Here is a 22,575-nt window from a genome sequence, read left to right as displayed (position 1 = left end):
CGATCCGCGCCCTGATGCCTGCCGAGCCTCAGCGCCGTCTGGACATCACATCCGGATTGACGACATTCGTCGGCGTGCCCGCAGCATAGGCCAGGATCTGGTCGAAGATATCCGTGAACTGGATTTCGTATTCGTCGCGCGAGACGTAGCCGAGATGCGGCGTGCAGACCACGTTGTCCATGGTCAGCAGGGGATCGTTGACGTCGCGGAGCGGTTCCTTTTCATAGACATCGATCGCCGCCATGCCGGGCCTCCCGGCGCGCAGCGCATTGACCAGCGCGTTCGGCTCGATCAGCGGCGCGCGGCTGGTGTTGACCAGCAGCGCCGAGGGTTTCATGCGCGCGAGATCTTCCGCCTTGACGATGCCGCGCGTCGCATTGACCAGGCGCATGTGCAGCGAAAGCACATCGCACCGTTCGAAGAAATCAACCTTGCTGGCGGCGGTCTCGTAGCCGTCGGCACGGGCCTTCGCCATCGCCGGTTCGCGGGCCCATACCAGCACGTTCATGCCGAACGCCTTGCCGTAGCCGGCGACGACGGCGCCGATCCGCCCGTAGCCGTAAATGCCGAGCGTCTTGCCGCGGAGCGTGTGGCCGACGCCGATCTGCCATTTGCCAGCCTTGAGCGCCGCCATCTGCTGCGGAATGGCGCGCATCGCCGCCAGGATCAGGCCCCAGGTGAATTCGGCGGTCGCATAGGACGGCGTATCGGCGTGCTGGCTGGATGACACGACAATACCGAGCCGGGTGCAGGTGTCGATGTCGATGTGCGGATAGACGCTGCGCTGGCTGATCAGCTTCAGTTTCGGCAACCGCTCCAGCAGCGGCGTGCGGATTTGCGTGCGCTCGCGGATCAGCACCAGCGCTTCGGTGTCGCGCAGGCGTTCTGCCAGCACATCGACGTCCTGGACGTGATCGTTCCAGATGGTGACGTCGTGTCCGGCCAGCTTGCCGAAGCAGTCGAGGATGCGCAACGTGTCGAAATAATCGTCGAGGATCGAGACCTTCACGATGCGCCTCCCCGTTGCGCGTGTTACTTCACCGCCAGCAATTCGACGTCGAACATCAGCGTCGCATTCGGCGGGATGGCGCCGCCGGCGCCCCGCGCGCCGTAGCCGAGTTCAGGCGGAATGATCAGCGTGCGCTTGCCGCCGACCTTCATCGAGGCAACACCCTCGTCCCAGCCGGCGATCACCCGGCGCTGGCCGATCGGAAACTCGAACGGCTCGTTGCGGTCCACGGATGAATCGAACTTCTTGCCCTTCTGGCCGTTCTCGTAGAGCCATCCGGTATAATGCATGACACAGGTCTGGCCGGTCTTCGGCGACGCGCCGGTGCCGACCTTGCTGTCGATGATCTGCAAGCCTGAAGCTGTGGTCATGGGTTTTCCTGCGGTCTGGGCCGAAGCCATCCTGATGGCAACGGGTGTGGAAACCGCGGCCGCCACGGCGGCGAATGCGGTCCGGATGATCGTGCGTCGGGAGAAGCGCATCTGTTGAACCTCTTCTTGGAGAGACGGAGCTTCTAGACGCTCAATAGCCCAGCGCGCAACCGTCCTTGCGGGGATCGGAGCCGCCGGTCAGCGTGCCCTTGTCCCAGTCGATCCAGATCGCCTGGCCACCGCCGAGCGGGCCGACCACGCTGGTGGTCTTGTGGCCGATCTTCTTCAGGCCTTCGACGATCTCGGCCGGCACGCTGTCCTCGAGCTGGTAGACGCCCTCATAATGCAGGCCGCGCGGCATATCGATGGCTTCCTGCACGTCGCAGCCATAGTCGAGGATGTTGGTCAGCACATGGGTCTGCCCCACCGGCTGATACTGTCCGCCCATCACGCCGAACGGCATCATGGCGCGGCCGTTCTTGGTGGCGAGGCTCGGAATGATCGTGTGCAGCGGCCGCTTGCCCGGCGCGATGCAGTTGGGATGGCCGGGCTGAATCCGGAAACCGCCGGCACGGTTCTGCAGCAGGATGCCGGTTTTGTTGGACACGATCGCCGATCCGAAGGAATGCGCGATCGAATTAATGAACGAGCAGACGTTGCGGTCCTTGTCGACGACGGTGATGTAGACGGTGGACGGATTCATCGGCGGCGCAACGTTGGGCAAATCAAGCAGTCGGTCCATCCTGATATTCTTGATGTGCTCCTCGGCGAATTCCTTGGCGAGGATTCCCGCGACATCGACATGAACCTGCTGGGGATCGCCGATATATTGCTCGCGCATCATGTAGGCGATACGGGCGGCCTCCGCTTCGAGATGGAAGCGCTCGATGCTGAGCGCGGGAAACTTCGTCAAGTCGAAGCGAGAGAGGATGTTCAGCATCACCAGCATGGTGATACCAGGACCATTCGGCGGGCACTGCCAGACGTCATGGCCCTTGTACATCGTACCGATCGGCGACGTGGCTTCGGTCGAATGCGCGGCAAAATCTTCCAGCGTGTGCAGGCCGCCGATGCCACGAAGCGTCTCCACCATATCCGCGGCGATCTCGCCGGTGTAAAACGCATCGCGGCCGTTCTTGGCGATGGCGCGTAACGTCTTGCCCAATTCCGGCTGGTGGATCACGTCGCCGGCCACCGCTGGCTTGCCGTGCGGCAAAAGATAGCGCTCGGTGTTGGTGCCGTTCTTCAGCTTCTCGAACTGGTTCTTCCAATCGAAAGCGATGCGCGGGGCGACGACATAACCTTCCTCGGCGGCCTTGATCGCGGGCTGCAGCAGGGTGTCGAGCCCCATCTTGCCGTGGTCGCGCAGGATCGCGTCCCAAGCATCGATCGCGCCGGGAATGCTCACCGCATGGGCCGAGGTCAGCGGCACCGAGTGGATCTTGCGCTCCAGATACCATTCCGCCTTGGCCGCCATCGGCGCGCGTCCGGAGCCGTTATAGGCGACGATCTTGCCCTCGCCCTTCGGCTGGATCAGCGCAAAACAATCGCCGCCGATGCCGGTCGATTGCGGTTCGATGACGCCGAGCAGCGCGCAGGCCGCGACCGCGGCGTCCGCCGCCGTGCCGCCCGCCCGCATCACGTCGATCGCGGTTAACGCGGCCTCGGGATGCGACGTCGCCACCATCGCGTTCTGGGCATGGACCGTGGAGCGGCCGGCGAAATGGAAATTCCTCATCGCGAGTGCTTTCTTTTCAGCGTTTCTTCAATATTTCTTGGGCATCCCGCAGGAGGGCATTGGGCGGGCTTAGCCAGCGTTCTTGGCATATTCATCCCGGGCAGGGCAATGGCTGGCATGCCAACGAATTGGCCGGCAGCAATGCGCGGAATACGTGGCGGAATACGGGGTTTCCCCTTCCCGGCCTGCCTGATAAACGGTCGCCATGCCGCTCAAGGTCGCCGCCCTCTACCAATTCGCCGCGCTGCCGGACTTCCGGGAGCTGCGCGAGCCGCTGCGTGCGCTTGCTGTCGGCCTCGGGATCAAGGGCAGCGTGCTGCTGGCCCATGAGGGCATCAACGGCACGGTTGCGGGCGGCGATGCGGGCATCGACGCGTTCGTCTGCGAGTTGCAGCACGGCGCCCTTTTCGGCGGGCGACTCGACCATCTCGAACTCAAGTTTTCAAACGCTTCCGCGATGCCGTTCCAGCGGCTGAAGGTCCGGCTGAAAAAGGAAATCGTCACGCTCGGAGATGCTGCCGCCGATCCGACGCGGCAGGTCGGCACCTATGTCGAACCGTCAGACTGGAACGAGCTGATTGCCGCACCCGACACGCTGGTGATTGATACCCGCAACGCCTTCGAGGTGGCGATGGGCACGTTCGAAGGGGCGGTCGATCCCGGTATCAAAAGCTTTGGGCAGTTCAAGGAATTCGCCGCGCAGCAACTCGACCCTGCCAGGCACAAGAGGATCGCGATGTTCTGCACCGGCGGTATCCGGTGCGAGAAGGCCAGCGCCTATCTGCTGGCGCGAGGCTTCAACGAAGTCTATCACCTCAAGGGTGGCATCCTCCGCTATCTCGAAGGCGTGCCGGAGCAAGAGAGCCGCTGGCGCGGTGAGTGTTTTGTATTCGACGAACGTGTGGCGCTGGGCCATGGCCTGCGGGAGCACAAGATAAACGATGGCTCCCATGAGTGACGTCGACGCACTGAGCGAGCGCATCGACGCGCTGGAAATGCGACTGACTTATCAGGATGTGACCATCGAGACGCTGAACCAGACGATCACCGCGCAATGGGTTGAGATCGACAGACTGACGCGCCAGGTCACTGAACTGAAGGAGCGCCTTCAGGAAGCCGAAAGCAACGCGCCGGGCCCGGTGAACGAGCCGCCGCCGCATTACTGAGATTTGCGTCAGCGGAAGACGGCGCGGACCTTGTTCCACAGCGTTTCGTTTGCACGATCGCTATCGGCCTTCGACGGCGCTGGTTGCGCGGCGCTCACGGGATCGGACGCCGGAAAGGTATCCACCAGACCGGCCTCGAGCTTTTCGTGAATTTCCCGATCGGCTTTCTGCGCTTCACGGGGATCTTCGGCGTGCTTGTCATGCGCCGCTGGATTGAATTTCTGAGCCATCGGGACCTCCATGGATGAGATAACTGCGCGGTTTTACGCCAGTTCCACATTTCGCTCCGGTATCCCTCCTTGGCCCGGGGGGAACCTGCGTGTATCAGAGACGCAAATCTCCGCCGTCCCGCAGGAACTTATCGATTGTCCCAGAAATCCGCCGTGAAACCTTTTATCGAAGTGCTGTGCGGCCGCAGGCAGGAGGTGCCGCCTGCGTGGATGATGCGCCAGGCCGGCCGCTATCTGCCCGAATATCGCGAGCTGCGCGCCAAGGCCGGGAGCTTTCTCGACCTGTGCTTCACGCCGGAATATGCCGCCGAGGTGACGCTGCAGCCGATCCGCCGCTTCAACTTCGACGCCGCGATCATCTTTTCCGACATTCTCGTGATCCCCTATGCGCTCGGCCGCTCCGTGCGCTTCGAAGCCGGCGAAGGCCCGCGGCTCGACCCGCTGAATACACCGGAGCAGGTGACGACGCTGGCGCGCGCGGCCGATTTCGGCAAGCTCGAGCCGGTCTATGAGGCGCTGCGCCGCGTACGCCGCGACCTCGCCCCTGAGATTGCGCTGATCGGCTTCTGCGGCGCGCCATGGACGGTCGCGACCTACATGGTTGCGGGACAGGGCACACCCGACCAGGCGCCGGCGCGGATGATGGCCTATCGTCATCCGGAGGCGTTCGCTGAAATCATCGACGTGCTGGTGGAGAATTCGATCCAGTATTTGCTCGGCCAGCTCAAGGCCGGCGCGGATGCGTTGCAGATCTTCGATACCTGGGCCGGCGTGCTGCCGCCGCGCGAATTCGAGCGCTGGTCGATTGAGCCTGCGAAACGCATCGTCGCGGGCGTGCGCGCGAAAGCGCCTGATGCAAAAATCATCGGCTTTCCCCGCGGCGCGGGCGCGCTGCTGCCGGCCTATGTGGAAGCGACCGGCGTCAATGCCGTCAGTATCGACTGGGCGGCCGAGCCGTCATTGATCCGCGAGCGCGTGCAGAGCCGCGTCGCCGTGCAGGGCAATCTCGATCCGCTGGCGTTGATCGCGGGCGGCGCCGCGCTCGACCGCGCCGTCGACGACGTGCTGGCGAATTACGCGGCTGGACGGCTGATCTTCAACCTCGGCCACGGCATCCAGCCGGAAACCCCGATCGCCCATGTCGAGCAGATGCTCAAGCGGGTGCGGGCATATAAGGGGTAATCTTGTAGCCCGGATGGAGCGAAGCGCAATCCGGGAAAGGTTTCTCCGCGGCGAACAACCCCGGATTACGCTACGCTCCATCCGGGCTACGGTCAGACGCCTACCTTGCATCCTCCAGGATCATATCCGACGCCTTTTCGGCGATCATGATGGTCGGCGCGTTGGTATTGCCCGACATCAGGTCGGGCATGATGGACGCATCGACCACGCGCAGGCCTTCGATGCCGCGCACGCATAAGCGCTGGTCGACGACGGCAAGCGCATCGCTGCCCATGCGGCAGGTCGAGGTCGGGTGATAGACCGTGCTGCCGGTGCGGCGGCAGAAGTCCAGCAATTCGTCGTCGCTCTGCACTTTCGGACCGGGATCGACCTCCGCGACCGCGTAAGCCTTCAGTGCAGGGGCTGCGAGGATGCTGCGCAGGATGCGGATGCCATCGATGAAGGCGCGGCGATCGGTTTCGGTCGCGAGATAGTTGATGCGGATTTCCGGTGGCATGGAAGGATCTGCGCTTTTGATGCGCAGCGAGCCGCGGCTTTCGGGACGCAACTGGCAGACTGAAGCGGTAAAGCCCGAGAGCGCGTGCAGCTTCTCGCCCATCTTGTCGGTCGAGAACGGCAGGAAGTGAATCTGGATATCGGGTGACGCCAGCCGCGGGCTGGTCTTGAAGAATGCGCCCGAGGTGCCGGCGGCGATCGTCAGCGGCCCCTTGCGCAATGCGACGTATTGAATGCCCGCCATCACCCGGCGTACCGGATTGTTGACGACATCGTTGAGTGTGACCTTTTGCGCGCAACGCGTGATCAACCGTACCTGCATGTGGTCCTGCAGATCGTTGCCGACGCCGGGTGCGTCGAGCACGATCTCAATGCCGTGCTGCTTCAACAAGTCGGCCGGTCCAACGCCCGAGAGCTGCAGCAATTGCGGCGAATTATACGCGCCGCTGGAAACCAGGATTTCCTTGCGCGCCCGCACCGTGCGCACGCGGCCTTCCTGCTTGTACTGGACCGCCTTGGCGCGGCGGCCCTCGAACAGGATGCGCTGCGCCAGCGCGGAAGTCTCGATGTGCAGGTTAGGCCGCTTCCTGGCGGGACGAAGGTAGGAGAACGCCGTGCTGGCCCGGCGCCCACGCCGCGTCGTCGTCTGGAAAAATCCCGCGCCCTCCTGCGTGGCGCCGTTGAAATCGGGATTGGTCGGAACACCGGTCTCGGCCGCAGCTATCACAAAGGCTTCCGACAGGGGATCGTGATGCCGCCAGTCCGACACCGGCAGCGGGCCGCCGCTGCCATGGTACTTGTCAGGCCCGCGCTGCTGATTTTCGGCCTTCTTGAAATAGGGCAGCACATCGTCGTAGCCCCAGCCGGCATTGCCGCGCTGGCGCCAGCGATCGTAATCCTCGTGCTGGCCACGCACATAGAGCAAGCCGTTGATCGAACTGGAGCCGCCGAGCACTTTTCCGCGCGGCTGGAACACTTGCCGGCCGTTCAATCCCGGTTCCGGCTCGGTCTGGTACATCCAGTTGACGGATTTTTCCTTGAACAGCTTTCCGTAGCCGAGCGGCACGTGGATCCAGAGATTGGTATCCTTCAGTCCGGCCTCCAGCAGCAACACGGAATGCTTGCCGTCGGCGCTCAGGCGATTGGCGAGCACGCATCCGGCCGAGCCGGCGCCGACGATGACGTAATCGAATTCGGAAGTGTCATTGTTCTTGTTCATTTGTTTCCCCGCACGCGACCCGAAAGAGGTAGCGGGGCCGTCACGGGCGGTCAATTGCCTCCCGGTCGCGGGCGGGGAGAAAGCGGCTACGCCGGCTGTTTTGCGAGTTTCAAAAAGTCTGGCGGCCGGCGTTCGGCGAATGCGACGAAGGCCTCGCGCGCCTCGGCGGTTTTCAGGCGCTCCGCGAACTGCTCGCTTTCCGCCTTGATCTGCGCCATGAGAAGCTCCGGATTGCGCATCAGCCGCTTCGTCGTGCTGACGGCGCCCGCCGGCTGCTTCGCCAGCCGGGACGCGAGCGCTCTTGCTTCAGCGTCGAGTTTGTCCAGCGGCACCACCCGGTTGGCGAGCCCCCAAGCAAACGCGGACTTGGCATCGACGGCTTCGCCGAGCGCGAACATCTCGTAGGCGCGCGCATACCCGATGCGAAGCGGCATCAACAGGCTGGAGGCGGCTTCCGGCACCAATGCCAGATTGACGAACGGCGTTGAAAGCAGCGCGTTCTCGGCCAGCACGACCAGATCGCAATGTAGCAGCATCGTGGTGCCGATGCCGACGGCGCGGCCCTGGACGGCTGCGACCAGCGGACGGCTCGATTTTGCGAGCGCCTGCAGGAAACGGCCGACATGCCGCTCGCCCTGAACGGCGCCTGTCGCGATGGCGGCGAACTCGCCGACGTCGTTGCCGGCGGTGAACATGTCGCCCTCGCCGCGGATCAGCAACACGCGTACGGATGAATCCGTCTCGGCGGCTTCGATCGCGTCCGCAAGCGCACCGTACATCGCATTCGTCAGCGCGTTCTTCTTGTCGGGGCGAGCCATCGTCAGGCTCAAAATCCCGTCGCTCTTCTCGATCTTGATATGCTCGGTCATTCGTCTTCTCCTCTGGGAAATCTCGATTGCAGGCTGGTGAGCCAGCGCGCGACGACATCGATCTCGGCTTCGCTAAATCCTTCCGTGAGGCGCGCGTTGACCTCGATGAGCCCGGCCTTCGACTGCGCCAGCGCGGTGCGGCCGGATGGCGTCAGCCACAGCCGCCACGCCCGGCCGTCGTCCGGATCGGCGCGGCGCCTGATGAGGTTCGCCGCCGTCATCCGGTCGACCAAGCCGCTGATGCCGGGCGGGCCGAGATCGAGCGCCGCGCCCGCTTCACCCATCAACACGCCATCGCGCTGGCCCAGAACGAACAGCAACCCCGACTGCGCGGCCGTGACGCCGCACTGCTGGGTTTGCGCCGCCATCCAGCGCTGCAGCCTGCGCTGCGCGACATTGAGCAGGAATACCAGGCGATGCTCGCGACGGGGGCTCATCTGGACAGGTTTTTCATTTACTTCGCATACGAACTATTTAGGTTAAGATCGAGAAGTTGTCACGACAATTCTGGGCCGGAACTGAGAGGAGCGGACCGCGAGATCCGCGCAAACTGTCACCGCAAACGGAGCGCTTCGAGTAACGACTTGAAGGCGAGACTATATTCGGAGCCGGCCTTGATCACATCCGGCCGCCCCGCGCAGGCAACGGCGGCCTCGGTAACAGCGCCCAGCAGTAACCGCGACAGCGGTTCGATCGGCTGTCGCGCGATCAGACCAGCGTCCATCGCAGCCGCCAGCGCGCGCGGAAACTTGCCGCCGAAATGCTCGGCGTCGATTTCGCGCCAGCGCTCCCAGCCCAGCACCGCCGGACCGTCGCGCAGGATGATCTGGCCGGTCGGCCCCTTGGCGCAGGCCGCAAAGTAATGCTGGGTGCCGGCAACCATCGCCGCCAGCACATCGCGTTCGGATCGGGTGGCGCGTTCGATGTCGGCCACGAGATCCCGGGAGACGGAATCGAACACCGCTTCGAAAACCGCCTCCTTGGTTGCGAAGTGATGATAGACCGCCCCCTTCGCGACCCGCGCGGATTCCGCGATGTCGTCCATGGTGGTGGCGGCAAAGCCGCGTTCGCCGAACAGCCGGCGTCCCGCCTTCAGGATTGCTTCCGTTGTCGCCAGGCGGCGTTCAGCCTGTTTCGCCATCGCCTTTGTCTAGTCGAAATTCAAACCGACGGCCAGTTGACTTTCCGACCTTCGGTCGGTATTTACCGACTTGTAGTCGGTTTGTAACACGAGGACACGCATGCCCAGCCGTCAGACCGTCGAAGCGTTCGTTAAGCTGGTGGAAGCCGGTGACTACGTCGTTGCGATCGAACAGTTCTATGCGCCCGACGCCTCAACGCGGGAGAACACTTCCGAGCCCGTCGTCGGCCGTGACGCGCTGGTTGCCAAGGAGCGCGGCGTGATGGCGGCCTTCAGCAAGATCGAGGCGGCGCGGATCGGGCCAAGCCTGATCGACGGCGATACCGTAGCCGCGCGTTGGAAATTCACATTCACCAGCGCGGATGGGTCGGTGCGAACGCTGGAAGAGATCGCCTGGCAGAACTGGCGCGGCGAGCAACTGATCGAGGAGCGGTTCTTCTATGATCCCAGACAGATGACCAGTTGAGACAAATGGCTAGGAAATCGCAGTCCCTGCAATGCTATAGAGAAAAAATCGATTTTCGATTGACGACATCGGCTTCCCTCGCCAATCTCCGCTGCCATGAGCAGTATCGGGTTGAGTTTTGGTGAGAGTCTTGCCGACGAACGGCCTCGAAGCCTGACGTCCGCCGTTCAGGAGCGACTGCGCGCGGACATTCTTTCGACCCGGCTGCTGCCCGGCCAGAAGCTGCATATCGCCGGTCTCGCAAAACAGTTTTCGGTCAGCCTTGCCGCGGTGCGCGAGGCGCTGTCGCGGCTGGTTGCCGACGGGCTGGTGCAGGCATTCCGACCAGCGCGGCTTTCGCGTCAGCCCGGTATCGCCTGCGGACCTTCGCGACGTGACGCAAACCCGCGTCGATATCGAAGGGCTGGCGCTGCGGCGCTCGATCGAGCGCGGCGACGCGGCATGGCTTGCCTCGGTGGAGAAATCGTTCGCGGCGCTCTGCGCCGTTCCTCACACCTATCCCGACGATCCAACCCATCACTATGAGGAATGGGTGGTGCGGCACCGCGTCTTTCATCGCACACTGGTGAATGCCTGCGGCTCGCAATGGCTGCTCGGGTTTCGTGATGTGCTGCACGAGCAGAGCGAGCGATATCGAAGGCTCGCGATCCGACGTAACACCGAAAAATCCCGCAACGTCGAGGCGGAACACACGGCAATCGTGGATGCCGTGCTCAAGCGCGATGCCGATGCCGCGGTCGCGGCACTCTCGAAGCATTTCATGACGACCATGCACCTCGTCGAGTTCGCTACAGCAAAAGCTTCCGGGGGTGCCGACACCGCCTGATCGATCGCTCGAAGACCAAACCAATCAAGAAAAAGCAAAGGGAAACGTCAATGAAGATCACGCGACGCCACATCCTGGCAACGATCACGGTAGGCACCGTCCTTGGCGCATCAGCCACCGTGCAAGCCGCCGACACTGTCCGCATCGGCCTTCCCACCAAAACTTACTGGCCGACCACGATCGCGGAAACCGCGGTACGCCAAAAGCTGTTCGAGAAGGAAGGCATTGCGGCGGAGCTTACGATCTATCGCGGCGGCGCCGAGACGTTCGAAGCGATGGCGGCGGGTGCTGCCGACGTCATTCTCGACGCGACTTCGCTGGTATCAGCCGGACGCAAGAAGGGCGTGAACTCCAAAGTGCTCGCAAATGCCGCCATGGGCTATTACGGCTGGCAATTGATGACGCTTTCGAAATCGACGCTCGGCGTCAAGGATTTGGCCGGCAAGAAGGTCGCGATCACCTCCGCGGGATCCGGCTCCGACCTGCTGGCGCTGTGGACCCAGCAGGACAAGAAGATCGAGTTCACCCGCGTGCCCGTCGGCGGCGGCGGGCTGGTACCGAACCTGCTCGCCGGCAATGTCGACGCAGCCGTGGTTTACTCGCCGCTGAGCTTCCAGATTTCCAAATCGGGCGAAGCGCGCACCATCCTCGACTTCTCCAGGGAAGTGCCGCCGAACCTCGCCGCCGGCTGGATCGCGCTCGACAAATACGTGCAGGACAAGCCGCAGATGGTGCAGAAGACGCTGAATGCGCTCTATGGCGCGCTCGCCTTCATGCGCGCCAACAAGGACGCGTCCGTCAAACTGATCACCGAGCTCTATGAAATCCCCGCCGAGATCGCGGCGCTGGAATATGAAAACACGATCATGAAGCTGGAAACCGACGGCAGCATGGACGGGCCCAAGATTCCGGAGCAGCTTCAGCTCGCGCTCGACATGGCCAAGGCCGGCGGCATGAAGGACCTTGGGCCCGTCGCCGAGATTATCTCGACGCAGTTCAAGCCGGTTCCGACCAAGCCCTGAGGCGGCGCGATGCGCGGATTAGGCGTAAAGGCGGCGCGGGTCGCCATCGTGGTGGCGCTGTTTGCGATATGGGAAATCCTGTCGCGGACCGGCCTCGTCAACCCGCGCCTGCTTCCTTCCGCCTCCGACACGCTGGCAACGCTCGGCGAACTCCTGCAGCGGGCGAGCGTGCGCAAGGACCTTGCCGTCACCGCGACCGAGGTGGTGACGGCGTTTGCGCTCGCCGTCCCCGTCGGCGCGCTGATCGGTTTTCTGATTGCAGAGAACCGCTATTTCGCCGACGTGGCAAAGCCGCTGCTGTTCTTCGCCTTCAGCATTCCGAAATCGATCTTCCTGCCGATGTTCATCCTGGTGTTCGGGGTCGGCTTTGCGCAGAAGGTCGGCTTCGGCTTCTTCTCGACCATCTTCATCGTGATCATGTCGACCACGACGGCGGTGGAGTCGGTCAAGGTTGAGCATTTGACCGTCGCACGCTCCTATGGCGCAACGCCAATGCAGACCGCCTTCCGCGTCTATCTGCCGAGCATGCTCCCCGTTCTGCTGGAGGCGCTGCGGATCTCGATGATCTTCAATCTCACCGGCGTCATCCTCGCCGAAATGTACGCCTCGCGCGACGGCATCGGCCACCAGATCGCAACCTGGGGCGAGAATTTTCAGATGAAGCAGTTGCTGGCCGGCGTGGTGATGATCGCCGTGATCGCGATCACCTTCAATGAACTGGTCAGATGGGTGGAAACACGATGCAGCCATTGGCGAACATAACCCCGCTGAAGCCGGCCGGCGCGGTCGAGGTCCGCAATGTCGGGCAGGTCTTCAAGACCACGACGCAGGACGTCGTCGCGCTCGAGGACGTCTCGCTCGACGTCAAGCCCGGCCGCTTCGTCGTGCTGGTCGGCCCGAGCGGCTGCGGCAAGTCGACGCTTCTGATGATGATGGCGGGCCTGCGCCAGCAGACCTCGGGCACCATCACCATCAGCGGCGCGCCGATCCCGGAGCCCGATCCGAACCGGGTCGGCGTGGTGTTTCAGGAAGCCAGCCTGTTTCCCTGGCTGACGGCGGAAGAGAACGTCGAGTTTCCGCTGGCGCTGCGCGGCGTCACCAAGAGCGATCGTCGTGCCAGGGCACAGGACGCCTTGAAGCTCGTCGGCCTCGACGGTTTCGGCAAGCGCCATCCGCACGAACTGTCCGGCGGCATGAAGCAGCGCGTCTCGATCGCGCGCGGGCTGGTTCAGGACCCACCGGTGCTGCTGATGGACGAACCGTTTGCCGCGCTTGACGAACAGACCCGCATGACCATGGGCGACGAATTGTTGCGGATCTGGGCGGCGACCGGCAAGACGGTGGTGTTCGTCACCCACAGCCTGACCGAAGCGGTCTACCTCGCCGACGAGGTCATCGTGATGTCGCCGCGCCCCGGCCGCATTGTCGATCATCTGCAGGTCTCGCTGCCCCGCCCGCGTACATATGAAATGCTGAGCGGCGACACGTTCGGCACGCTGCGCGACCGCATCTGGCGGCATATCCGAAAATCGGCGTGAGGCAGAGATGACCGCAGCGACGCTTCGCAGATTGATCGTGATCGGCCTGATTGCGCTGTGGGAAATCCTGCCGCGTGCCGGCTTCATTCCGGAACTGTTCCTGCCGTCGCTGTCGTCGACGCTTGCGGCCGGATGGAACGAAGCGGGTGAATACGGCCACGCGCTCGCCGTGACGCTCTACGAGGTCGCGATCTCGATGGCTTTTGCCTGTGGTGGCGGCATCCTGTTAGGGGCCATCGTCGGCAGCCTGCCGCGACCGCGCATCCTGATCATGCCGATGGTATCGAGCCTTTATGCAGTGCCGCTGGTCATTCTCTATCCCGTCTTCACGGTGTGGCTCGGCATCGGCTCGGAATCCAAGATCGCGTTCGCTTCCATTTATGGATTCCTGCCGACGATGCTCGCGACCGCCGCCGGGATCCAGACCATCGATCCGCAATTGCTGCTGGCCGCCCGCAGCATGGGCGCGACGCTGAGCCAGCGGCTGGTTCGCGTGATCATTCCGGCGGCAATTCCGACCGTGCTGTCGGGGCTGCGGGTCGGCGGTGCGCTCGTGATCGTCGGCGTTGTCGTGTCCGAGATGCTGATTTCGTCCGCCGGCATCGGCTATCTGATTTCCCGCTACCGCACCATTCTCGACAGCCCGCATGTCTTCGCCGGCGTTCTCCTGGTGCTTGCGATGGCAATTGCCTTCAACGCCGCCATCAAATGGATCGAGCGCAAGGCCGCGATCTGGCAGACCGGGTCACGCGCCGGCCAGCGCGCCGCCGACGAGATCACCGCCGGCGCCATTCAGCCTGCGACCTGACGGAGCAGCGGCGTGTTCGATCTGACGCTGACATTCGACAATGGTCCCGAGCCCGGCGTCACGCCGCGCGTGCTCGATACCTTACGCGAACGCGGCATCAAGACGACCTTCTTCGTGATCGGCGAGAAGCTTGGCGACCCCGAACGCCGCCGGCTTGCGGCGCGGGCCCATGACGAAGGCCACTGGATCGGCAATCACACTTTTACGCACACGGTGCCGCTCGGGCAGCAACGGGATCCGGAAGCGGCACAGCACGAGATCGGCCGGACGCAGGATGCGATCGGCAACCTCGCGCACGCCAATCGCTGGTTCCGGCCGTTCGGCGGCGGGGGCCATCTCGACGACCGGCTGTTGAAGCCTTCCGTGGTCGAATATCTCGCGCGCAACAAGCATAGCTGCGTGCTCTGGAACGCGATCCCGCGCGACTGGGACGATCCCGACGGGTGGGCCGACCGGGCCTTGGAACAGTGCCGATCGCAGCCGTGGAGTCTCATGGTTCTGCACGATCTGCCGAGCGGTGCGATGGACCATCTCGAACGCTTTATCGACCGCGCCGGGAAAGCCGGCGCGCGTTTCCATCAAGACTTTCCGCCCGACTGTGTTCCGATCCGCTCTGGCGAGATCGTACGATCCATCGAACCCTATGTTTCCTCCATCGAAGAAGGTACCGAATAATGAAGATCGCGAGTTTCAAGGCAGGTCAGACGGCAACCTACGGCCTGGTGACAAACGCCGGCATCATCGATGCCGGCAAGCGGCTGAAGGATTGGCCGACCCTGAAGGCGTTGCTCGCGAACGGATCGCTCGACGACCTGAAGGCGCTGCAAAGCGAACGTCCCGATTACGCGTTCGCCGAAATCGAATTGCTGCCGACCGTTCCCGATCCGGACAAGATCTTCTGCATCGGCGTCAACTACGCCACACATCTCGCCGAAAGCGGCCATCCCACACCGCCGCACCCGATGATCTTCATCCGCTTTGCCAACAGCCAGGTCGGCGGCGGCCAGCCGATGATCCGGCCGCTGGAGTCCGAGCGATTCGATTATGAGGGCGAGACGGCCGTTATCATCGGCAAGGCCGGCCGACGCATTTCGCGCGAGACAGCGCTGGCGCATGTCGCCGGCTATGCCTGCTACAATGACGGCAGCATCCGCGACTGGCAGCGCCATACTTCGCAATTCGCCCCCGGCAAAAACTTCGTCGGCACCGGCGCATTCGGGCCATGGATGGTCACGACGGACGAAATCCCCGACATCAGCAAGCAGACCATCGCGACCCGCCTCAACGGCGTCGAGGTGCAGGCAGCACCAATCTCGGACCTCGTGTTCGACGTCCCTGCCCTGATCGCCTATTGCTCGACCTTCACCGAGCTCGTCCCCGGCGACGTCATCGTGACCGGCACCACCGGCGGCGTCGGCGCCTACCGCACGCCGCCGCTCTGGATGAAGGATGGCGACGTGGTCGAGGTCGAGGTGTCCGGCATCGGCGTGCTGCGCAATCCGGTCAAGGATGAGGCTGCGGCCGCGGTGACGCGTGCGGCCTGAGAATTGAGGAAGCAATAGCAAGAGCAAGGAGACACTCATGAACCTGCCAAAGCACCTGCTGCCGACCACCGTCGTCGGCAGCTACCCGCAGCCGGAATGGCTGGTCGATCGCGCGATGCTGTCGAAAGTGGTGCCGCGCACGCGCATGCATGCGATGTGGCGGCTGCCGGCCGAGCACCTGGAGGAAGCGCAGGACGACGCCACCATTGTCGCGATCAGGGACATGGAGCGCGCCGGCATCGACATCGTGACCGACGGCGAAATCCGCCGTGAGAGCTATTCGAACCGTTTCGCCACGGCGCTTGAGGGCATCGACGACGAAAATCCGGCGATGATCACCTCGCGCAGCGGGCACCAGACGCCGGTGCCGCGCGTCGTCGGCCCGGTAAAGCGGCGTGGCCCGGTCGAGCTGCACGACATGGAATTTCTGCGGGAGAATACCGATCGCGCGGCCAAGATCACCCTGCCCGGCCCGTTCACGATGAGCCAGCAGGCCAAGAACGAATTCTATAAAGACGACGAGGAACTGGCGATGGCGTTCGCCGCCGCCGTCAACGCCGAAGCGCTCGACCTGCAAAAGGCCGGCGCCGACGTGATCCAGCTTGACGAGCCCTGGGTACGCAACAATCCGGACCTTGCCCGCCGCTATGCGGTCAAGGCGATCAACCGCGCGCTCGAGGGCATTACCGTGCCGACGGTAGTGCATCTGTGCTTCGGCTATGCCGCTGTCGTGCCCGGCTCGACCAAGCCGGCCGGCTATTCCTTCCTCGCCGAACTCGCCGACACAAAGGCCGAGCAGATTTCGATCGAGGCGGCGCAACCAAAACTCGATCTCGGCGTGCTCAAGGATCTGTCGTCGAAGAAAATCATGCTCGGCGTGCTCGACCTCGGCAATCCCGAGATCGAATCCGCCGATGTGGTAGCCAGCCGGATCCGCAACGGGTTGAGGCACGTCGCCGCCGATCGCCTCGTCGTCGCGCCCGATTGCGGCATGAAGTACATGCCGCGGCATATCGCGTTCGGAAAACTGAAGGCGATGTGCGACGCAGCAGCCGCCGTGCGCAAGGAGATCAGCTAAGCGGCTTGCCCTGCAGCCATGTCGCCCCGCGCGCATACAATGCCTCGACTTCGGGCCCCTTCAGGCCGGGCATGTCGCGCTTCACCGTGTAGCCGATGCGGGTCTGCAAATAGGCGAGGTGCCGGTATCCCGGCGGAAACTGCTCGAGCAGTGCCTTGTCGAGAACGGGCGCCGCGCCCGGCGTGACGGGGTCCATGCGGTCCTTCTCATAGATCGGCTGGCGCAGCACGATGCCCCAGCGCCCCTCGCGCTTTTCAAGGAAATCGTAGAACCGCCCGGTGCAGAGCACATCGCACAGCACGCCTTCGACCTCGGCGCGCTGCGAGATCGTCATCTTGGTCTGCGAAATCGCGCGGTGTCCTGCGAGGTCGACCGAGATGCCGCCGAGGAAATGCAGGATGCTGACACCCTTGGCCCAGGCCTGCTTGCTGATCTCGATGAACTCGTCGCCGGTGCCCTGCGTCCAGGTCGCCATCATGCGGCCGTCGGGATGCCAGACCGTGCGGAAACGCTCCCAGTCGCCGGCATCGCGCCAGATCGCCCAGTTCTGCAACAATTCCCGGATAAGGCGGTCGTCTTCAATCTCGCTTGCGGGCATGGGACTCACAGTAGCTTCGCGCGGACGAACAGTGCACGCAGGGCGTTGGTCGCCTGCACCGTCAGCATCGCGTTATCAGCGGCGCCCTGTAGTGCACTGACAGCATCGGCGTGCAGCGCGCGGAATTCGATCCACTCGATCGAGCTGAGATTGCTGATGAAGCGATAGGCCTGGCCGACCGTTCCGATCGACACCGTCTTGCCATTCAGGTTGATTTTGAAAACCGCACGCAGCGGCGTGTCGGAATCGGCGGCATCGCCCGCAACTGCGCTCATGACGGGGACGGTGAACGCCGCGACGCGGTGAGGCCTTCGCGCAGGCTCGGTACCACGACAAGGCGCTTGACCTCGCCGTTCTGGTAAGCGGCCAGGAACCTGTCATAGTCCTTGATCGAGACGCAGCCGTTCGAATCGCCGTTGGGGCCGAGCAAATAGCTGTGCACGAGCAGGCCCGTTCGCCCGTGCATTTCGTTTTCGCCCACGGGAGTCATGCGCAGCGCCGCGACACCATGAAAAAGTTTCTCGCGCGGCTTAAGGTCATAGACGTTCGGCGGCGTCGCGCCGACCATGCGCTTGTCGACATACGCCGGATTGTCCATCAGGCCACCCAGCCCTGAGTGTGCCTCGAGCTTGGTGCCGTTCGGCAAGTAAACGGCGCGGGCCGAAATGTCGTAGACCGCCGTCTGGCTGTCATAGCCGAGCGCCGTCAGATCCTTGCGCTCACCGAGCAGCCCGTCCCCCGGGGTCAGCGATGCCAGCGAGAAGCGCATCGGCACCAGATCGGCGAGCTTCTCGAACATGGTGCGGTTGTCAGACGAAACCGGCGCCGGATCGCTCCTCACTGACTGAAGATTGGCCAGGACCGGCCGGGCTCTCGGCAACGGGATTGCCGCCTCGGCTGTCGAGGCGGCGGATGGCGCGGGCTCAATATTCTGCTCCTCGCGCGATTGTCCGCCCAACAGGCTTTCGATGTGCCCGAACTCCGCATCGAAATCCGAGCGCCCCGAACGGGCGGCGGGACGCCAGGGGTAATTGAGGGCCAGCGAACGGCGTACCGAGCCCGGGCCGAAGCGCTCATCGAACGAGGTAGTGCTGCTGACATTCGCGGATGCGGGATTGACCCAGGCGGCCAGGTCGAAATCGGTCACCCACGCGGCCAGTCCCAGCGCCATGGCGAGCGCCGCTGTGCCGAATGCCGCTTCACGGAGCAAACGGGTACCGCGGCTCGAAGCAAGCCCGGCTGTGCTGGTCGTCCTTCTATCCATCCGTCCCCGGCTCGGCGCTTCGGAATCACGTCTGATTCCTAATGGATTCACCGAATAAGTCCCACCATAATGCAAACCAAAGTAAGGCATAATCGAGACAAACGCTCGCAGCCATCATGACCGGCCGAATCCACGGATTCAAGCCAAGTAATGGTAAACCGGGCCGGGATTCCCCGGCTAAACCGCGCTCAGGGCCGCAGAACCGGATTGGTATTCGGCGCGGGCGCCTCTTCCATCTCGGCATGCTCCGGCAGCTTGTCGGCATGCACGGCGAGCGCCGGCCCGATCCAGATCGGATCGGCCAGATGGTCCCGGCGCGGATTGGTCGTATTCGGATGCACCAGAACGCTTAGATTGCCATGATTGAGCATCAGCCATGGGACCAACTCGGGGAAAACCTCCCGGGCAAAGGCCACCTGGTACATGGCCTGGTCATGCGGGCCGACCTTGACGTCGTGCCATCGCCCGAGCGTGACCGAGAACCGCTCGCCGATCCAGGCGCGCAACTGCTCGGCCTCGGCCCGCGTGGCCGCCGGATCGTAATAGATATGGGCGTGGTAGCTCGCGATCTCGCCTAATGGTCGCGGACCGCTCGCCTCCGGCTCACCTGTCATTGCACGCTCCGCGCCATCGTTGCCCTCGAACTGCCCGATGATCGCTGCAACCGGCCGTGCGGTCAATGTGGCACGGTCATGTGTAGACGTCAGCCCGACCGCTTCTTGCTGCTCTCGAAGACGGTCATACCGGCGGCCGGGTCGAGGTCAACCTCGGTTGCCTCCGTCAGGCGCGCCATCGTCATGTAGAAGCCGATCGCCAGGATCGATTCGACGATCTCCTGCTCGCTGAAATGCTTGCGCATCGCGGCGAACACCGGTTCGGCGACGCGCACGTTCTCGATGACTTCCCGGCCGAACGCCAGCAGCGCCTGTTCGGCGGCATTGAACGCGGCATCCTCGTATTTGCTTTGCTCGATGCAGTCGATCTGCTTTTGCGTGACGCCGACGCCGAGCGCGATCGGAACATGCTGCCGCCACTCATAGGCACCGTGCTCGCACTGCGCGACCTGGAGGATCAGCAATTCGCGATTGACGTGGCTGAGCTTTTGACGGTGCAGGATCGAATTGGCGAACCGCATCGCCGGAATGAAGTTGGCCTCGGCGTGCGCCATCATCCGGAAGATGTTCAGCACGACCGGCATCCTGTCAAAGGACTCACGCACGTCGCCGTTGGTTGCCGCCGGATCGATCAGGGGAAGTCTTGCCATCCGCTTTTTCCTTACGTTTGCTATTTCACCGTCCACCGACTTCGCGGATCGGATCGGAGCCGTCCCAGTCGGCGGCGACCTTGCGGATGTGCTCGAAGAAACTCCCCTTGCTGCCGCTGATGTCTGAAATCTCCACGACGGTTCCGGGATGGGCTTGCGTATCGAAGTAGGCAAAGCGGCCCTTTTCGCCGCCGATCTGGCCTTCATGTCCGATCCTATAGCCAAGCGACAGCGCGCGGTCGTAGAGCGCCTGATAATCACGGGTCCAGTACGACATGTGCTGCAAGCCTTCACGGCCGGAGTCGAGAAACTCCTTGTACATCGAGGGCGCATCGTTGCGCTGCTGGATCAGCTCGATCTGCAGATCGCCGGAATTGGCGAGCGCCACGCTCATCTCCATGGCGGAGTCCTGGCCGCGGTGGCGGAAGTAGTCGGTCTTGACCTTGTCGATATAGTACCAGGGGCCGACGCCCATCACGTTGACCCAGTGATCCATGGCGGCGCGGATATCCCGCACGACATATCCGTTCTGGCAGACCGCACCAAAGATACGGCTCATGACGACCTCCCGTCTGCTTCCCGGCGGCACATCCTTTCCGCCTCTTGTTCTTATTGATCCCGACGTTCAGCCGATCGACCTGCCGCCGTCGATCACGAACTCGGTGCCGGTGACGTAGCGGCTCTCGTCGCTGGCGAGCCACAGGATGCCGTTCGCGATATCTTCAGGTGCGGCCTTGTACCCGAGCGGGACGGCGCGTTCGGTGAGCTTGTCCAGCGTTGGCCCGCGTGCCGGTCCGGCATTCGAGCCGTCCTCGGCGGTGCCGATCAGCGTGTCCCAGATCGCGGTTTCGGTGATGCCGGGGTGCAGCGAGTTGACGCGCACGCCATCCTTGGCGGCCGCGCATTCCAGCGCAACCGATTTCGTGAACAGCCGCACGCCGCCCTTGGTCGCGCAGTAGCCCGAGACGTTCGGCGACGCCTTGATTCCCGCAATCGAGGAAACGTTGATGATGCTTCCGCCCCCGCCCTGCCCGCACTAGCGGGAGCGAATGCTTCACGCCGAGGAAGACGCCATCGAGATTGACGGCCACCTGCCGCTTCCAGTCGGCGAACGCCATCTCGACCACGGGACCCGAGAGGCCGATCCCGGCATTGTTGACGAGTACATCGAGCCGGCCGAACCGTGAACGGGTCTGGGCCACAATCGACTGCCAGTCCTCCTCGCGCGTCACGTCGTGGTGGTAGTACTCGCACTCGCACCCCGAGGCGCGCAATTCGCGCAGCAGGCCTTCGCCCTTCTCGTCCTGTAGATCGGTGGCGACGATCTTGGCGCCCTCGCGCGCCAGCAGCAGGGCTGCGCTTCGTCCGATGCCGTTGGCGGCACCGGTCACCAAAGCGACCTTTCCTTCGACACGCCGTGTCATGCCTCGGTCCCGTTTCCTGCCTGCGCCTCTGCTCCCGGCTTTTCTGGAAACGTTTCCATACTTCGTCTCATACTATTGTTCAAGTACCGATTTTCGGAGGCCTTTGGCTTGCATATCGTTTCCATTTTGGCTTGCATATCGTTTCCAGAACACGGTAGGATTTCGCCCACTTACGCCCGAGCGGCAATGCTCAAGGGAGCCCTGCAATGTCGTTGCGCCAGGCCCAGCCTGCACGTGCCACAATTCGCGACGTCGCAGCCCAGGCCGGCGTATCGGTCAGCAGCGTCAGCCGCGTCATGAACGGCGAGCCGCACATCAGTCCGGAATTGCACGCCCGCATCATGCGGGCGGTGAACCGCCTGCGCTTCGAGCCGCATTCGGCGGCGCAGGCCTTGCGTTCGCGTGAGAGCAAGACGATCGGCTGCATGGTCTCCGACCTCTCCAACCCACTCTACAGCGAGATGATCAACGGCGCAGAGGAGGAATTCCAGCGCGCCGGCTACGTACTGATGCTTGCCGCAACCCGGCACGAGCAAGGCCGCGAAACGGCGTTCATATCGGCGGTGCGCCGGCGGCGCATGGATGGATTGCTGCTGTTCGCCGGCGACAACGCCCACACCGATTTCACCGGCGCGCTCGCAAACCTGGACCTGCCCTGCGTGGCGATCGACCGTGAGGTGCCGAGCGTCCCCTCGGTGCGCGCGGACCACCGCGGCGGTGGCCTCGAAATCACGCGGTATCTCATCGGGCTCGGCCATCGCCGCATCGCGCTGCTCACCGGCCGTGCCGCGCTGCTGCCAAGTTCGGAGCGCCTTGCCGGCTATCGGCAGGCCCACGCCGAAGCCAAGATCGAGGTCGATCCCGACCTGATCCGGCCGCAGACGCAAGGCTCGAGCATTGCGTTCAGCGACGTCTGCCAATTGCTGCAAGGCCCCGACCGTCCGACCGCGATCATTACGTTGGGCACGCACATGCTGGCCGGCGTGATGGACGCGCTTGCCAGCAACGGCCTCCGCTATCCCGACGACATGTCGCTGGTGTGCATCGGCGACACTGATCTCGCCCGGCATGCAACACCGGGTATCTCCGCGTTGACATGGGATCTGGACCAGATGGGCCGGGTCGCCGCCAACATCCTGCTCGATCGGATTCGCGACGGCGACGAGGCCCGCAAGATCCGGCCGGTCTACCTGCCGACACGTTTCATCCTTCGGCACTCCGGCGCCAAGCCTCGCGCACCCTGATCGCGCGACGGCCCTGCCGATCTCCACGCCCGGCGCAAACAACGCCCGGCGACGAACGACCAAAAACAAAAAACAAACG

Annotated in this window: 28 protein-coding genes and 2 pseudogenes; 14 read left to right on the top strand and 16 right to left on the bottom strand. The window is 63.5% G+C overall.

From position 1 onward, the window contains the following. Positions 1–28: 28 nt before the first annotated feature. Genes V1279_RS04890 through ggt form a run of 3 tightly spaced genes read right to left on the bottom strand, consistent with a single transcriptional unit; the run spans position 29 to position 3,118 of the window. Positions 29–1,009 (bottom strand): D-2-hydroxyacid dehydrogenase family protein, encoded by a 981-nt coding sequence (locus V1279_RS04890; RefSeq protein ID WP_334433059.1) that lies wholly within the window; start codon positions 1,007–1,009, stop codon positions 29–31. 23 nt (positions 1,010–1,032) lie between these two features. Further along, positions 1,033–1,491 (bottom strand): FKBP-type peptidyl-prolyl cis-trans isomerase, encoded by a 459-nt coding sequence (locus V1279_RS04885; protein ID WP_334433057.1) that lies wholly within the window; start codon positions 1,489–1,491, stop codon positions 1,033–1,035. A gap of 40 nt (positions 1,492–1,531) precedes the next feature. Then, a complete protein-coding gene (gene ggt / locus V1279_RS04880) occupies positions 1,532–3,118 on the bottom strand; it encodes a gamma-glutamyltransferase (RefSeq protein WP_334433054.1) in 1,587 nt (528 codons plus the stop codon). A gap of 205 nt (positions 3,119–3,323) precedes the next feature. Here ggt and trhO point away from each other — a divergent pair, with 205 nt between their 5' ends. Both trhO and V1279_RS04870 read left to right on the top strand, forming a co-directional pair. Further along, entirely contained in the window at positions 3,324–4,076 is a 753-nt protein-coding gene (gene trhO / locus V1279_RS04875; protein ID WP_334433052.1) for an oxygen-dependent tRNA uridine(34) hydroxylase TrhO, read from the top strand. Next, positions 4,069–4,284 carry a SlyX family protein gene (locus V1279_RS04870; protein WP_334433050.1) on the top strand — a complete coding sequence of 72 codons (216 nt, stop codon included), beginning with the start codon at positions 4,069–4,071 and terminating at the stop codon, positions 4,282–4,284. The genes trhO and V1279_RS04870 overlap by 8 nt, the downstream gene beginning before the upstream one ends. Before the next feature lie 8 nt (positions 4,285–4,292). On the opposite strand, the gene V1279_RS04865 is transcribed toward V1279_RS04870, so the two are convergent. Continuing rightward, positions 4,293–4,514: a hypothetical protein gene (locus tag V1279_RS04865; RefSeq protein WP_334433048.1), complete on the bottom strand. Its 222-nt coding sequence runs from the start codon at positions 4,512–4,514 to the stop codon at positions 4,293–4,295. Positions 4,515–4,649: 135 nt separating this feature from the next. On the opposite strand from V1279_RS04865, the gene hemE reads away from it, so the two are divergent. Beyond that, the gene (hemE, locus tag V1279_RS04860) at positions 4,650–5,696 is read left to right on the top strand and encodes a uroporphyrinogen decarboxylase (RefSeq protein WP_334433045.1); all 1,047 of its coding nucleotides are present in this window, start codon (positions 4,650–4,652) and stop codon (positions 5,694–5,696) included. A gap of 100 nt (positions 5,697–5,796) precedes the next feature. Here the strand turns inward: hemE and V1279_RS04855 are convergent, their stop codons facing one another. From V1279_RS04855 to V1279_RS04840, 4 genes are all read right to left on the bottom strand, one after another. After that, positions 5,797–7,410 carry a GMC family oxidoreductase gene (locus V1279_RS04855; RefSeq protein WP_334433042.1) on the bottom strand — a complete coding sequence of 538 codons (1,614 nt, stop codon included), beginning with the start codon at positions 7,408–7,410 and terminating at the stop codon, positions 5,797–5,799. An 86-nt stretch (positions 7,411–7,496) separates the two neighbouring features. After that, complete coding sequence (locus V1279_RS04850) at positions 7,497–8,279, bottom strand: enoyl-CoA hydratase (protein WP_334433039.1); 783 nt, start codon at positions 8,277–8,279, stop codon at positions 7,497–7,499. Next, complete coding sequence (locus V1279_RS04845; RefSeq protein ID WP_334433037.1) at positions 8,276–8,716, bottom strand: MarR family winged helix-turn-helix transcriptional regulator; 441 nt, start codon at positions 8,714–8,716, stop codon at positions 8,276–8,278. The genes V1279_RS04850 and V1279_RS04845 overlap by 4 nt, the downstream gene beginning before the upstream one ends. Before the next feature lie 116 nt (positions 8,717–8,832). Then, complete coding sequence (locus tag V1279_RS04840) at positions 8,833–9,420, bottom strand: TetR/AcrR family transcriptional regulator (RefSeq protein ID WP_334433035.1); 588 nt, start codon at positions 9,418–9,420, stop codon at positions 8,833–8,835. A 100-nt stretch (positions 9,421–9,520) separates the two neighbouring features. Between V1279_RS04840 and V1279_RS04835 the strand changes: the two genes are divergently transcribed. The 10 genes and pseudogenes from V1279_RS04835 to V1279_RS04790 all read left to right on the top strand — a co-directional run bounded on the left by V1279_RS04835 (position 9,521) and on the right by V1279_RS04790 (position 16,702). After that, complete coding sequence (locus V1279_RS04835; RefSeq protein ID WP_334433032.1) at positions 9,521–9,886, top strand: nuclear transport factor 2 family protein; 366 nt, start codon at positions 9,521–9,523, stop codon at positions 9,884–9,886. A 96-nt stretch (positions 9,887–9,982) separates the two neighbouring features. After that, a pseudogene (locus V1279_RS04830) lies at positions 9,983–10,147 on the top strand (GntR family transcriptional regulator); the annotation flags it as partial. Between the two features lie 112 nt (positions 10,148–10,259). Further along, positions 10,260–10,712, top strand: a complete 453-nt coding sequence (locus V1279_RS04825) for an FCD domain-containing protein (RefSeq protein ID WP_334433029.1) — start codon at positions 10,260–10,262, stop codon at positions 10,710–10,712. A gap of 50 nt (positions 10,713–10,762) precedes the next feature. Next, positions 10,763–11,734 (top strand): ABC transporter substrate-binding protein, encoded by a 972-nt coding sequence (locus tag V1279_RS04820; protein ID WP_334433026.1) that lies wholly within the window; start codon positions 10,763–10,765, stop codon positions 11,732–11,734. A gap of 9 nt (positions 11,735–11,743) precedes the next feature. Beyond that, a complete protein-coding gene (locus tag V1279_RS04815; protein ID WP_334433023.1) occupies positions 11,744–12,496 on the top strand; it encodes an ABC transporter permease in 753 nt (250 codons plus the stop codon). After that, on the top strand, positions 12,475–13,272 hold the full coding sequence (locus V1279_RS04810) for an ABC transporter ATP-binding protein (protein WP_334433021.1): 798 nt from the start codon (positions 12,475–12,477) through the stop codon (positions 13,270–13,272). Before V1279_RS04815 ends, V1279_RS04810 begins: the two co-directional genes overlap by 22 nt. Positions 13,273–13,279: 7 nt before the next feature. Then, on the top strand, positions 13,280–14,080 hold the full coding sequence (locus V1279_RS04805; RefSeq protein WP_334433019.1) for an ABC transporter permease: 801 nt from the start codon (positions 13,280–13,282) through the stop codon (positions 14,078–14,080). A 12-nt stretch (positions 14,081–14,092) separates the two neighbouring features. Continuing rightward, positions 14,093–14,755 carry a polysaccharide deacetylase family protein gene (locus V1279_RS04800; protein ID WP_334433017.1) on the top strand — a complete coding sequence of 221 codons (663 nt, stop codon included), beginning with the start codon at positions 14,093–14,095 and terminating at the stop codon, positions 14,753–14,755. Further along, positions 14,755–15,624 carry a fumarylacetoacetate hydrolase family protein gene (locus V1279_RS04795; RefSeq protein WP_334433015.1) on the top strand — a complete coding sequence of 290 codons (870 nt, stop codon included), beginning with the start codon at positions 14,755–14,757 and terminating at the stop codon, positions 15,622–15,624. Before V1279_RS04800 ends, V1279_RS04795 begins: the two co-directional genes overlap by 1 nt. Before the next feature lie 37 nt (positions 15,625–15,661). Further along, positions 15,662–16,702 (top strand): uroporphyrinogen decarboxylase family protein, encoded by a 1,041-nt coding sequence (locus V1279_RS04790; protein WP_334433012.1) that lies wholly within the window; start codon positions 15,662–15,664, stop codon positions 16,700–16,702. Here the strand turns inward: V1279_RS04790 and V1279_RS04785 are convergent. From V1279_RS04785 to V1279_RS04750, 8 genes and pseudogenes are all read right to left on the bottom strand, one after another. Beyond that, positions 16,695–17,300 carry a nuclear transport factor 2 family protein gene (locus V1279_RS04785; RefSeq protein ID WP_334433009.1) on the bottom strand — a complete coding sequence of 202 codons (606 nt, stop codon included), beginning with the start codon at positions 17,298–17,300 and terminating at the stop codon, positions 16,695–16,697. The genes V1279_RS04790 and V1279_RS04785 overlap by 8 nt on opposite strands. A 5-nt stretch (positions 17,301–17,305) precedes the next feature. After that, positions 17,306–17,575, bottom strand: a complete 270-nt coding sequence (locus tag V1279_RS04780) for a hypothetical protein (RefSeq protein WP_334433006.1) — start codon at positions 17,573–17,575, stop codon at positions 17,306–17,308. Continuing rightward, positions 17,572–18,471 (bottom strand): DUF2778 domain-containing protein, encoded by a 900-nt coding sequence (locus V1279_RS04775; RefSeq protein WP_334433004.1) that lies wholly within the window; start codon positions 18,469–18,471, stop codon positions 17,572–17,574. The genes V1279_RS04780 and V1279_RS04775 overlap by 4 nt, the downstream gene beginning before the upstream one ends. Positions 18,472–18,752: 281 nt before the next feature. Further along, a complete protein-coding gene (locus tag V1279_RS04770; protein ID WP_334433001.1) occupies positions 18,753–19,178 on the bottom strand; it encodes a DOPA 4,5-dioxygenase family protein in 426 nt (141 codons plus the stop codon). 89 nt (positions 19,179–19,267) lie between these two features. Next, positions 19,268–19,828 (bottom strand): carboxymuconolactone decarboxylase family protein, encoded by a 561-nt coding sequence (locus tag V1279_RS04765; protein ID WP_334432999.1) that lies wholly within the window; start codon positions 19,826–19,828, stop codon positions 19,268–19,270. 25 nt (positions 19,829–19,853) lie between these two features. After that, the gene (locus V1279_RS04760) at positions 19,854–20,387 is read right to left on the bottom strand and encodes a VOC family protein (protein ID WP_334432997.1); all 534 of its coding nucleotides are present in this window, start codon (positions 20,385–20,387) and stop codon (positions 19,854–19,856) included. A gap of 66 nt (positions 20,388–20,453) precedes the next feature. Beyond that, entirely contained in the window at positions 20,454–20,813 is a 360-nt protein-coding gene (locus V1279_RS04755) for an SDR family NAD(P)-dependent oxidoreductase (RefSeq protein WP_334446208.1), read from the bottom strand. A 100-nt stretch (positions 20,814–20,913) separates the two neighbouring features. Continuing rightward, a pseudogene (locus V1279_RS04750) lies at positions 20,914–21,252 on the bottom strand (SDR family NAD(P)-dependent oxidoreductase); the annotation flags it as partial. Between the two features lie 206 nt (positions 21,253–21,458). Here V1279_RS04750 and V1279_RS04745 point away from each other — a divergent pair. Continuing rightward, a complete protein-coding gene (locus V1279_RS04745) occupies positions 21,459–22,496 on the top strand; it encodes a LacI family DNA-binding transcriptional regulator (protein WP_334432994.1) in 1,038 nt (345 codons plus the stop codon). Positions 22,497–22,575: the final 79 nt, after the last annotated feature.

The organism is Bradyrhizobium sp. AZCC 1610, from assembly GCF_036924515.1.
GTDB lineage: Bacteria > Pseudomonadota > Alphaproteobacteria > Rhizobiales > Xanthobacteraceae > Bradyrhizobium.
Note: the sequence above shows the minus strand (reverse complement) of the source record. Positions and strands in the feature narration are given on the sequence as shown.